Below are 11,760 nucleotides of genomic sequence, written 5' to 3'. Positions count from 1 at the left end.
CACCAACACCAACACCAACACCAACACCAACACCAACACCAACACCAACACCAACACCAACACCAACACCAACACCAACACCAACACCAACACCAGCGCCAACGCCTATTGTATCTCCATTACCAACTCCAATGCCGACATTTACGCCTGAAGTGACACCACCAGCACCAACAAGCACGCCGGGACCAGTGAATAATGTATTTGGAACAGTTACACGTGCAGATGGTCAGAAATTATTTAAAGAGGGCATTCTTTCTTTGAAAAAGGTTGAAAATGATATGAGTATTGGTTACGGAACAATGGTGATTGACGGGAAATTTAATATTAATTTACATGATGGAGATTATCTAATTACAGAGGTTTCTGATTTAAACTCATCGGAGCAGATTTCGTTATATTATATTTTCAAAGTATCTAATGGACAGCCTGACCCTAGTTCGCTTGATATTGTAATCCCAGAAGGACATCAAGGTAGTGTTAAGTTTCATGATGGTACTTCAGTAAGAAACGGTTCGTTAACTATTTCAAGGATAGAGCCCAATGTATCTGCTATTTTCAATGCACAAATAGTAGAAGGTGGATTTACTTTGTACTTACCGGATGGAACATATCTAGTTAATCAGATTAATAATGAAACCAAAGAGCAAATCTCACTAAATTATAAACTCAAGATTGTTAATGGTCAGATTGACCCAAGTCAACTTGCTATAATAATTCCTCCTAAGACTACTGGGACTATCGCTAGGGTAGATGGATCAGTAGTACCTTCAGGAACACTTATGGTGCATAGAACAGATAGTCCAGAGGTTCCAGGTTATTTCGCACAGGTTCTAGAGGGCGAGTATAGCCTGTATTTGTCTGACGGTAACTACCAGGCAGATAATTTTTTCGTCAATAATATCGCTAATAGAATTTCAATAGATTATAGGTTCACGGTGATTAACGGTAAGACGATCCCAAGTCCGTTGGCAATTACGATACCTAAAGCATATGTTGGTAGTGTTCAAAATGCGGATGGAAGTGTTATAACAAATGGATCTATAACCGTATATAAGACTAATGTAGATGGTTCCCAGTCCTTTTTCACTGCAGCTATTTACCAAGGAATATTTACCTTGTTTTTGCCTGAAGGTGCCTATCAATTAATTAATTTATCTAGCGGCATAGAGCAAATACGACTAAATTATTCTTTTATAATAGCAAATGACCAACCTGAACCGAATCTACTAAATATTATAGTGCCAAAGAAGTATACGGGGACAATTAGTTCTGAGGAGGGATCACAGGTAAATGGATGGCTCGGCCTTGTTAGCACTGGTTCCGAGAAGCCTGCTACTAAAAACTTCTTCCAAGTAAAAAATGGAGAATTTAACCTTTACTTACCGGAGGGGTCATATGAAGTTAATACATTTACTGATTTGAATCAAAATCAAACACCGCTAAGCTTTCCTATTACAATAGGGAAGGAGCAGACTAGTCCGGTTTCAATCCATATAGCATTACCTCAAAAAAATATTACAGGTACTTTAACCTATTCAGATGGATCGAACTTAGCAGACGGATTATTTTTTGTGATTAGTACGGAGTCGGGATCTACTTTTCAGTTAACTGTTTCAATGATTGATGGCAAATTTGATTTTTATTTACCTGATGGTAACTATAGAGTAATGTCCCATTTAAATCTAACGAACAAAATATCCACCTTTATCGGAACTAATTTCACGGTTATTGATGGGAAGTCTAACCCGGGTCCAGTCGTTATAATAGTGCCCTTACCAGAGTGGTAATAACATAACAACTAAAATGAAGAAGGCCCACAGAGCGCTGATGCTCTGTGGGCCTTCGTAAAGCTAACCCCTAAATAAACTTCCGCTGCACCTTCTTGCCATCATACGAAAACCTAGCCTTTTTGTCCTCCACAACGGTCTGTAGATGAACGGTCCGACCCCATAACGAATAGATATGCGGGAGCGTGCGCTCCAAATACTTCAGATCCAGCTCGATGCTTTCGTAGCGGTGGGTTATAAATAGCTCGCCATTCTTCTCGAAGTCGGCATCCTCTATAACTAAGTAAGGAGAGCCGCCGTTGACTCGAGCGAGCACCAGTTGATCCCGTACATTTTCCCATGCTTTGTCGGTGATTTTCCATTCCGGGCCTTTTTTCTCAAAAACATAAAGATCGAGGTCGTTCACCAGTTCCTTGGACAGATAGCTGCGGATAAAAGAAGTATCGGACTCCAACTCGCGAACCTCAAATATTTTCTCACGGTCCCAGCGGCGTTCGATGTCTTCGAAGATTTTTAGACCAAGATAGTATGGATTCAGGCTTTGCCGTGAAGGCTGCACGACGGAGGAATTTAGTTTAGCGTATTCTACGGTTTCCTCAACCGTTAGATCCAGTTCACGGACGATACGCTGATGCCAGTACGAAGCCCAGCCTTCGTTCATGATCTTCGTCTCCATTTGTGGCCAGAAGTAGAGCATTTCATCGTGGAGCATGGTCATAATGTCTCGCTGCCAATCCTCCAAGACGGTGGAATATTGCTGGATAAACCAGACGATATCTTTTTCCGGCTCAGGTGGGAACGCACGATTTCCGGATGATGCTTCCTGTGGTCCAGAATTGCTCTTGTCTAGATTCCATAACTCGTCGTACGGATTGGCTGGTTTGGAGCCACCCAGAGGGGCATCCTTGAGTTCCTTCATTTTGGCTTCCAGCAGATGGGTCTTACCCAGCTTGCGCGGCTGAATGAGGCTGGGATCTATATGCTCTTGAATGGCCAGCACCGAATCAATGAACTTCTCCACAGCATCGGTGCCGTAGGTCACTGAATAACCGGCGATTCGGTCCGCTGTAGCTGACATGCTCTCGACCATATCCCGGTTGGACATAGAGAATCGCATGTTATTTTTGAAAAAATCGCAGTGTGCCAGCACGTGAGCTACGATCAGTTTGTTCTGAATCAGCGAGTTCCCATCAAGCAGGAAGGCATAACAAGGGTTGGAGTTAATAACGAGCTCGTATATTTTACTCAGCCCGAAATCGTATTGGGATTTCATTTTGTGAAACGTCTTATTGAAACATAAATAAAATGAAAAAATGGGTTTAAATAAGCCATTCAATTTGGGGAGGCTGTCCTTTTACCAATGAAATAGATTTTATTAGTTTGCGGATAGCTATTTTTTTCTCGTCTTCGGTGAAGTGATCCCAGGCATGCCCAATTTGTTGGAACATTATCAAGGTTTTCTTTTCATCTGTTTTTTTGGGGTTAACATCGATAAGATCGTCTATATCCTCTTCCAAGATGTCGCGTTGTTCTTCGAGGCTTTTAATTCTGTTACTTACAGCCGAAGCTTTAATATCTCCGTTTTGTATTGCATCATATAAATTTTCAAGATTCGTGTTAACCTTTTTTAGTTGTTCTGTTAGAAGAGAATATTGCTCATTGAAACTAATTATTTCACTCTTTTTCTTTTTTGACTTTTCTAGTAGTCGATTTGGATTAATCGCAATTGCTTTAATCTGATCTATCACCGATTTTTCAACTACATCTCGCCGAATGTAACCCATTTTACAACCTTCTTTTTTGGTTCTTTCTTTCGGGCGTACATGTTGATCTTTACATGCGTAAAGTTCATAAATATATTCTTTATCTGCATGTTTCGATTTTCTTCTTACATGAACAATATTAACGCCACAAACACCGCATTTTAATAATCCGGTCAACAGGTATTCACCGATCGGTGTCATACCTTCTTTTCTTTTCTCAATTTCTATTTGTACGGCATCCCAAATATCTTGAGTAATTATAGCATCATGAGTTCCATCATAGATGTTACCTACATATCCAATATTTCCGGTGTATATCTGTCTGCATAATATCTCACGAACGACAGCATGATCAATCGTCCTACTGGGAGCTCTGGGAGCTGCCCACTCTGCAATTGATAGTCTGGAATGTCCATTGAGATAAAGATTATATATTTCTTGAATTACCCTTGCTTCTTCAGGGATGACTTCAAGTAATTGCAGTTCTTTATTCCAATTGTACCCAAATGGGACCCTTCCTCCATACCATTTACCTGTGCTGACCCGTTGTCTCCTACCAGCAGTTGTTCTTTCGATGATCATATCTCGATCTAACTGTGCAAATACCGCTAAAACACCAAGCATCGCCTTACCGAAAGCTGTAGATGTGTCGATTTTCTCAACAGAAGATGTAAATGAAGCACCGAAGCTCTCAAACTTATCTTCAATAAGTTCTAATATATCTCTTTGTTTTCGACTTAGACGATCTAGTTTGTAAACTAATACAGCTGTAACCTTCTTGTCCTCTATATTGCGAAGCATTCGCTTCAAAGCTGGACGATCCATATTTGTACCTGTATACCCATCGTCTATGTATAACTTATAGTCATCCCAGCCTTGAGATTTACAATAATGAATTAGTTTTTCTTTTTGGAAATCAATGGAATATCCCTGCTCTGCCTGTTCGTCTGTTGATACTCTTATGTATATCGCAACAGTCAATATCCTCACCTCTTAAAGTTTAATGATTATTCTTTTTAGTTTTCCGATTATTCTTATATCTTGATGGTCTGAAGCAGATTTTGTAATTTGAGGATATGTCGGATTTTCAGATTGCAATATAAGTAGTCCGTCATTTTTATATATTTTTTTAAGATACACTTCATCATCAATGAGTACGGCAGCAATCTCCCCATCTTCGATGTTTTCTTGTTTGCGTATTAAGAGGAGATCACCATCAAATATACGAGCGTTAATCATGCTGTCGCCAGAGGCTCTAAGGTAAAAGTATTCACCCCCATTAGTCCAGGAGCGAGGAGTTTCTTCATACCCATCGATATTTTCATAAGCTATTGTTCCGTTACCACATGATACACGACCAACTACTGGCAAAGATAACAATTCTGCCTTATCTTCATAAAGGTCCGATAAGCTCTTAGCTTCTTCAAATAATCGACTCTTTGATATATCAAAATATTCTGAGATTTTTTCAATAATGCCGGCTCTTGGATACTTTTTAGCCTTTTCCCAATCGGATACAGTGGAAATCCCAACGCCCAATATATCAGCGAGATCACCTTGAGTCATATTTTTGCTTTTCCTAAGTAAAAGCAGATTTGTTGAGAATATTTCTTGTAGATTTTTCTCTTCCACTGTCCGCACTCCTTTGAATATATTTACTTATTATTATATCGCTTTAAACGAAAAATACAACGGAATTGACGAAAATAATTCCGCTTAAAACGAAAAAAAGTATTTACATTTCGCTAAAAGCGTAATAATATAGTCACAAGGAGGTGATTACATATGAATGCGACCCCTGCATACCTCAAAAATACATTAAGATCGTTAAGAGTTAGGTTAGGTCTTTCTCAGAAAGATGCTGCTAAAATGCTGGGAATTAGCGATGCTACATTGCGAATATGGGAAGAGGACTCAACCAAAATTTCACAAAAAAAAGTATGGGAAATCGAGCGTATTTATTATACGAAGCAAGATTTCATTTTTTTTGGCCCTGAGTCCGCTTTTAGCGAAATTCTACAAAGACAAGCTGTTTTAGATAAAAATTAGGGTTGTCCTAAATCACATTCTTCATACACATATACAGGGAGGGGTGACAATGCATATCGAACAATTTCCACCTGATGTACAAGAATTTATCTATGACTTATGTGCTAAAGCGTTGGAAAGAGCGGCTAAGTTGATACCTATTGTCAGCGAAGAGGTTGAGGTTGGCTCGTAAGAGCCTCCATGAGTGGACAAGCCCCTAAGAAAAGAGAAAAAGATTTGAAAAAATATTGGATGGATTATTACAAAATCATAGTTTTCATAAAAAAAGACCGAAGAAATATAAGTCACCTCTTTGAAAGGAGAAAAACATTGCTCATTGATATCAGCAAAATCAAAGTTACGGAACGTATCCGGCAAGAATTCATCGGAATAGAGGAATTAGCACAGGACATCACGGAGAACGGTCTGATCAATCCCATTGTCGTAACATCGGATTATCAGTTAATTGCTGGAGAACGGCGCTTGAGAGCTCACCAGCATATGGGTATGGAGAAGGTCGAAGTTAACGTTATGGAGGTGAGAGATCGCGCACATCACCTACAACTTGAAATCAGTGAAAACGAACATCGAAGAGATTTCACTTTTTCTGAACGAATTGCTTATGGCAAGAAGATTGAGGAACTTGAACGAATCAAGGCTAAGGAGCGAATGTCTTCACCAGATAAGGAAAGTTTACCTGAGAGCGATAAGGGACAGGTCAGGGATATAGTTGCTGAACAAGCTGGATTTGGCAGTGGCCGTAACTACGATAAGGCGAAGTTCGTTGCTGAATATGCCACACCGGAAATCATTCAAGAACTTGATGCTGGACTTATAAGTACACATAAAGCCTTTACCCAAACAAAAGAACGAATGGAAGCAGCAGAAATAGCTGCTGTAGAAGCAAACGCTCGGGCTGAAGCCGCTGAAAAGGAGAAAGAAAACCTTCGGAGGCAATATAAAGACTCTATTCCTGCTGATCAACTCGAAGAGGCTGTCAACGCAGCCATAGAGCGTCAGCAAGAAGAGAATGAGGTATTTATCGCCCAGAAAGATAAGGAAGCTCAGGCGACTCTTAAAGCGCGTGATGCGAAGTGGAAAAAAGATATTGAAGCTGAAACTCAAAAGGTTAGGGATCTTGACGAAGGATATAAGCGAGTTAAAGAGGAGTTAGAAACATTAAAACTCCAGCAGCCTGATGACTTTGATGAACAACAACGTCAAGCTCAAATGAAGAAGCTACGTTATGAAGCAGATTCAAACACGATTAAATTAAGTATTCATGTGAAGCAGTTTCTTCAAAAGGCTGCGGTTTCAACACTCAATTTAGGGGCAGTAGCATCGGCTTCAACTAGTGAAAAGAAACGTTTTAACGAAAGTTTGGACATGCTTCAAACCTTCATTGATCAAATGCGTCCAGCAGTTAATGGGAGAAAGGTGGTTCAATAATGGAAACCCAAGAAATTCTCGCAGTTGTAGGTCAACAATTGCAGTTGTCAGAACAGCAGGGAGCAGCAGTGCGAATGTTGTTTGATGGAATGGTAGCGATTAAAACTGAAATGGCAGAAGACAAAGAAGAAATGAAAATGATGGTACAAGAGGTTCGCGACAGCGTCACGCTTATAGATGCTGAGTGCGATCAGATGCAACAAGCGGTAAGGGTAAAATCGAATGAGCTTACCAAGCATCGTTTTAAAGACTCTGATATGAAGTTCAAAGAAATGGTTGGGCGCTACCGTAGAATGATATGGAGCAAGTTAAAGGAGAACTTCAGTGTTGCGAAGTACAGTCACTTACGACGGATTGATTTTGATGATGCAATTGAGTTCGTTAGAAACTTTCAACCGGAGGATTATATATGACTCGTGAACGATCAAGACAACGACTTGAAGCTTGGCGGAGACTTACTGCCTTACGCCGAATTAGGACAAGCCCTGTAATCCTGGATGCTGCAAAAGATTGGTTAGACAAGGAAATCGAGGATCTTGAACTATTTTTGAAGATAAAACAAGTATCTTTGCGGAAAATGAACATAAAAATGACCGCGTTTTGGGGACGCGGTCAGATTAAACACATTTGAAAATATTATGATTTTAATTTATCACAAGCGATCTTTGATAGTCAATCATAATCGCAGCCACTAAGTCCTAGAAAGGGAGTTTGTGTGGAAATGGCTGAAATAAAATGGATCAAATTAAGTGTCAATATGTTTGATGATGAGAAAATCAAGCTCATCGAAACGATGCCAGAAGCAGATACGATCATAGTCATATGGGTAAAGCTGCTGGCTCTGGCTGGCAGATCCAATATGGGGGGCTACATCATGTTGACTGAGACCATTCCTTATACAGAGGACATGCTCATGTCAATTATGAATCGTCCCTTGTCAACAATCAGAATGGCTCTGGCTACATTTCAGAGATTCGGAATGTTTGAGCTTTCTGAGGACGGCGCTTTCTTCTTAACCAACTGGGAAAAGCATCAGAATGTTGACGGAATGGACAAGGTAAGGATACAGACTAATGCTAGAGTCAAGAAACACAGGGAGAGCAAAAAAGGATTGCTTTTACCTGAGACTGAGAAACGTTTCAGTAACGTTACAGTAACGGAATGTAACGCAACAGATATAGAAGTAGATTTAGAACTAGATAAAGATAAAGATAACTGCTGCTTTAAGGGTCCTGATGAATCAAAGCCAATTCAAACAGAACAAGATGCCGATCTTGCCGGGGATGCCGTCTCCCACCGGACAGATGAAGAATTGGATTATCGCAAACAGATTTCAAGCCTTTACCTTTCTCGAAGGGGTAAAGGCCTAGAGATAACAATGAAGGATGAAGTGGTTATTGACGATCTTCTTGCTAACAAGGTGCCGATCCAAATTGTGCTTGAAGGAATCAACAAGTCATTTGATCGATTCAAACCTAAACATAGTAAGCAAGAAATAAAGAGCCTTAGCTATTGCAGTGGAATGATCTATGATCTGCACGCTGCTGAAACTAGTAAGGAGAACGAGGGCGCGGCGATCTCAGACGAAAACGAAGACAAGATCACCTTATCGCAAGAAAACATCCCTTCCGAGGAAGAGGTGCAAGAAATGCTGGAACTGATGAGGTCTAAACGTGGAGGTGCCTGATTGAAAGGTATGGGGGAAGAGATTAAGAGGCTTCTACCGGATAGATTTTTGGAAAGAAAGGCCGCGTTGGTGGATCATTTAGCCAAACATCCTGAATTCCTGAGGTTGAAAAACCAATATCCTGAATTTGTGGACTTGAATAGGGACATAAGCAGCCTAGGAAATCACATATCTTGTTTTGATCATTGCCAGTCTTGCCCAGGGCTGAACGGATGTCTGAATGAATTCCCTGGACATAGCAGTCATGAAGAAGCGAGTGAGAAACAGAAGTCATTAGTATTCAGGCTTCGGAAATGTTCCAAACTGTTAGCAAATGAGAAGCGTATCGCTAATCAAAGCAGAATTAAGAGCCATAATATCCCGGCTCATATTGTTGAATCGACATTCGAGGATCTTGAGAGAGACCAAAGTCGAAGAGTTGCAATCGCAGAGTGCATTAACTTCTGTTTAGGATTTGAAAAAGGAATCACCTACAAAGGTCTATACTTACACGGTTCCTTGGGTGTGGGTAAAAGTAGGGTGGCTGGTGCGATTGCAAATGAATTAGCTGGAATGGGTGTTGATGTACTCATGGTGTACGTTCCAGATTATCTTGGAGAGGTTAAGGACTCTATCGCGACAAACGATGTACAAGCTAAAGTAGACGCTTTAAAATCGGTGGATGTTTTGATCTTGGATGATATAGGTGCTGAGACGTTATCATCATGGACAAGGGATGAAATAATGGGGCCTATATTGCAAAATCGAATGGAGACAAAGAGCACAATCTACACTTCAAATCTTAGTATGAAGGAATTATACAATCACTTTTTAAATGTAAGAGACTCGAAAGGTCCGATTGATCTTAAACAGCGTGAGCTAAAGGCTACGCGCATCATGGACAGGATTGAACCATTTGTTAAGGTGTTGCATGTAGGTGGACGAAATCGACGTAGAGATACTTCTCATAACACAGGAGGTTAGTCATGAAAATTTCAATTGATAAACATGTCTTAATCAAGCCTTTGGAACAGGCTAGTAAGTTTATTTCATCCAAAACACTAATCCCAATACTGGGAGAAATACTAATCCAAGCCACTTCAGAAGGTCTCTACTTAACAGGTGGTGATGATACACGAATATTGCGAACTAAGATAAGCGATGATGACTATCAATTAATAGAGCCTGGCTCAATTACTGTTTCGGGGAAACGAATCACTGAAATAGTAAAAATTATGAAAGGAGTTATAGATATTGAGTCAAAGGGGCTTGAAACTAAAATTTCCAACGGAAAAAGAGCTTATGATTTGCCAAGTATGAATTCGGATGAGTATCCAGCATTTATTGAAGACGCAGAAGGACCATCAGTGGAGTTTGACGGGAAAACGCTGAATGATTTAGTAGAGGAAACTGCCTTTGCTGCTTCTAAAGAAGAGAAGACGCCGATCCTGATGGGATTGCTTGTTAAATTTAGTGAAAACACAGTTCATGTAATAAGCACTGATCGACATAGGTTTTCATCTTCGGCTCGGACAGTTGAGAATATGCAGGATATACAGACTATCATTGAAGCCGCAACAATGAAGGAACTCATGAAGATAATTGCACCTACAGAAAAGCTGAAAATTAAGTTGCTAGATTCAAAACTTATCATTCAGACTTCTAGTTTCATATTTTGCTCACGGGTACTTGAAGGGGTTTATCCTGATACTAGTCGAATTGTACCGACAACATGGCTGTCTAAAACTAAAGTTGATCGACAACAATTTTTAGAGGCTCTGGAAAGTGTGTGGATCATTGCGGATGAGGAGAAGTCGAAAATAGTAAGAATGGTTGTCGGCGAAAACATTGAACTTAGAGCATCCGTTGAAGGCGTGGGCAAGACGAGTCAGTCTATTGATTTTATAGATTTCAGTGGTGAAGGGTTTAATCTCTCATTTAATTGCAAGTATGTTTTGGAAGCTGTGAAGTCAATAACTTCGAAAGAGTTAACGATTGCTTACACTGGGAAAATGTCGCCAATTATTTTCAGGGGAACTGACGATGAACGCAATTATAGGATTGTACTCCCATATCGAACTACGGAGGTGTAAGACATGTTAGAACAAGTGATTATAGAAATTGAAGACATTGAAAAGTATCTTGACGAACATGAGAAGAGTTTGTTATCGGGGTTACTTTGGAAAATTGAACAATTGAAAACTATTGAAAATGATCCTAATCAACTAAAACTAGATATCGTAGATCATCAACTGATAACTTTGGGGGATTTAACATCATGAGTGAAAAACTTAATCCTGGAGTTGTAGAAACGATAGATGGAGAGTATGGCGTATATAAAAGGTATTTCCTTGATAAAGATGAGCTTCAAAAATATCGAGAATTACCATCAGACACATATTGGGATCATCACGGACAGCCCATAATGCCACCAGATATGAAGCTAACTAAGGTAATAAAACATGAAAAAGGAGCATAGAGGAGTTATTCCTCTTGCTCCACTATAAATAATTCTTCAATAGTAACACCTAAAGCTTTAGCGATAGAAAATAAATGATTTGCTTCATGTCGAGAATTTTTATCAAACCGACTAATCGTTCCTTGTGGTACACCGGATTTATCAGATAAATCCATTTGAGTAAGTCCCATATCTTTTAATAATGGAGTTAGATTGGGTTTAACTATAACCATATTATCACCTCGTAAATTGATTATACGATAACGAATATTTTTTAGCAAGATCTATTGACTCGTTATGCGATATCGTATATTATTTAGTTACATAGTAAATATACGAAATGCGATAACGTATATAAATGTGAAGATTGGACATCGTTTCATTTTGAAGAATAGTAAGGAAAATTTTCCTCAGCGATGAAAGGAGCCATCATTAATGAATAAGAATCTCGATCTATCGAAATTAGATGAACAACCACAAGAAATCAGAGAGGCAATAGCATTCTATGCTGCTCACACAGTATTACCAATACATTTCACAGCAGCTGAGCGAGAACAGCATTATAGAACACTTGAACAAGCTGGTTATCTAGAACGAATCACATAAAAT

15 protein-coding genes and 1 pseudogene are annotated in these 11,760 nt (G+C 39.6%); 12 read left to right on the top strand and 4 right to left on the bottom strand.

What is annotated here, in order from left to right; all coding sequences use genetic code 11:
• On the top strand, positions 1 to 1,787 hold a 1,787-nt coding region (locus M2444_RS26555), incomplete at its 5' end, for a hypothetical protein (protein WP_280788470.1).
• Between the two features lie 70 nt (positions 1,788 to 1,857).
• Here the strand turns inward: M2444_RS26555 and M2444_RS26550 are convergent.
• From M2444_RS26550 to M2444_RS26540, 3 genes and pseudogenes are all read right to left on the bottom strand, one after another.
• Positions 1,858 to 3,081 (bottom strand): annotated as a pseudogene (locus M2444_RS26550) (SpoVR family protein); the annotation flags it as partial.
• A gap of 25 nt (positions 3,082 to 3,106) precedes the next feature.
• Entirely contained in the window at positions 3,107 to 4,531 is a 1,425-nt protein-coding gene (locus M2444_RS26545; RefSeq protein WP_280788469.1) for a recombinase family protein, read from the bottom strand.
• Positions 4,532 to 4,543: 12 nt separating this feature from the next.
• The gene (locus M2444_RS26540; protein WP_280788468.1) at positions 4,544 to 5,182 is read right to left on the bottom strand and encodes a LexA family protein; all 639 of its coding nucleotides are present in this window, start codon (positions 5,180 to 5,182) and stop codon (positions 4,544 to 4,546) included.
• 153 nt (positions 5,183 to 5,335) lie between these two features.
• Between M2444_RS26540 and M2444_RS26535 the strand changes: the two genes are divergently transcribed.
• The 10 genes from M2444_RS26535 to M2444_RS26490 all read left to right on the top strand — a co-directional run bounded on the left by M2444_RS26535 (position 5,336) and on the right by M2444_RS26490 (position 11,172).
• Positions 5,336 to 5,599, top strand: a complete 264-nt coding sequence (locus M2444_RS26535) for a helix-turn-helix transcriptional regulator (protein ID WP_094870497.1) — start codon at positions 5,336 to 5,338, stop codon at positions 5,597 to 5,599.
• Positions 5,600 to 5,648: 49 nt separating this feature from the next.
• Positions 5,649 to 5,771 carry a hypothetical protein gene (locus tag M2444_RS26530; protein ID WP_280788467.1) on the top strand — a complete coding sequence of 41 codons (123 nt, stop codon included), beginning with the start codon at positions 5,649 to 5,651 and terminating at the stop codon, positions 5,769 to 5,771.
• Between the two features lie 137 nt (positions 5,772 to 5,908).
• Positions 5,909 to 7,027: a ParB N-terminal domain-containing protein gene (locus M2444_RS26525; protein WP_280788466.1), complete on the top strand. Its 1,119-nt coding sequence runs from the start codon at positions 5,909 to 5,911 to the stop codon at positions 7,025 to 7,027.
• Positions 7,027 to 7,440, top strand: a complete 414-nt coding sequence (locus tag M2444_RS26520) for an ORF6C domain-containing protein (protein WP_280788465.1) — start codon at positions 7,027 to 7,029, stop codon at positions 7,438 to 7,440. Before M2444_RS26525 ends, M2444_RS26520 begins: the two co-directional genes overlap by 1 nt.
• Positions 7,437 to 7,658 (top strand): hypothetical protein, encoded by a 222-nt coding sequence (locus M2444_RS26515; RefSeq protein ID WP_280788464.1) that lies wholly within the window; start codon positions 7,437 to 7,439, stop codon positions 7,656 to 7,658. The genes M2444_RS26520 and M2444_RS26515 overlap by 4 nt, the downstream gene beginning before the upstream one ends.
• A gap of 90 nt (positions 7,659 to 7,748) precedes the next feature.
• Positions 7,749 to 8,714 (top strand): phage replisome organizer N-terminal domain-containing protein, encoded by a 966-nt coding sequence (locus M2444_RS26510; RefSeq protein WP_280788463.1) that lies wholly within the window; start codon positions 7,749 to 7,751, stop codon positions 8,712 to 8,714.
• A gap of 9 nt (positions 8,715 to 8,723) precedes the next feature.
• Positions 8,724 to 9,677 (top strand): ATP-binding protein, encoded by a 954-nt coding sequence (locus tag M2444_RS26505; RefSeq protein ID WP_280788474.1) that lies wholly within the window; start codon positions 8,724 to 8,726, stop codon positions 9,675 to 9,677.
• Positions 9,678 to 9,679: 2 nt separating this feature from the next.
• Positions 9,680 to 10,786, top strand: a complete 1,107-nt coding sequence (dnaN, locus tag M2444_RS26500; protein WP_280788462.1) for a DNA polymerase III subunit beta — start codon at positions 9,680 to 9,682, stop codon at positions 10,784 to 10,786.
• A gap of 3 nt (positions 10,787 to 10,789) precedes the next feature.
• The gene (locus M2444_RS26495; protein ID WP_280788461.1) at positions 10,790 to 10,975 is read left to right on the top strand and encodes a hypothetical protein; all 186 of its coding nucleotides are present in this window, start codon (positions 10,790 to 10,792) and stop codon (positions 10,973 to 10,975) included.
• On the top strand, positions 10,972 to 11,172 hold the full coding sequence (locus M2444_RS26490; RefSeq protein ID WP_280788460.1) for a hypothetical protein: 201 nt from the start codon (positions 10,972 to 10,974) through the stop codon (positions 11,170 to 11,172). Before M2444_RS26495 ends, M2444_RS26490 begins: the two co-directional genes overlap by 4 nt.
• Before the next feature lie 5 nt (positions 11,173 to 11,177).
• Here the strand turns inward: M2444_RS26490 and M2444_RS26485 are convergent, their stop codons facing one another.
• Complete coding sequence (locus tag M2444_RS26485) at positions 11,178 to 11,384, bottom strand: helix-turn-helix domain-containing protein (protein ID WP_280788459.1); 207 nt, start codon at positions 11,382 to 11,384, stop codon at positions 11,178 to 11,180.
• Positions 11,385 to 11,586: 202 nt separating this feature from the next.
• Between M2444_RS26485 and M2444_RS26480 the strand changes: the two genes are divergently transcribed.
• On the top strand, positions 11,587 to 11,757 hold the full coding sequence (locus tag M2444_RS26480; RefSeq protein WP_280788458.1) for a hypothetical protein: 171 nt from the start codon (positions 11,587 to 11,589) through the stop codon (positions 11,755 to 11,757).
• Positions 11,758 to 11,760 lie beyond the last annotated feature (3 nt).

This window comes from Paenibacillus sp. PastF-3, from assembly GCF_029893135.1.
Lineage (GTDB): Bacteria > Bacillota > Bacilli > Paenibacillales > Paenibacillaceae > Paenibacillus_AQ > Paenibacillus_AQ nitricinens.
Note: the sequence above shows the minus strand (reverse complement) of the source record. Positions and strands in the feature narration are given on the sequence as shown.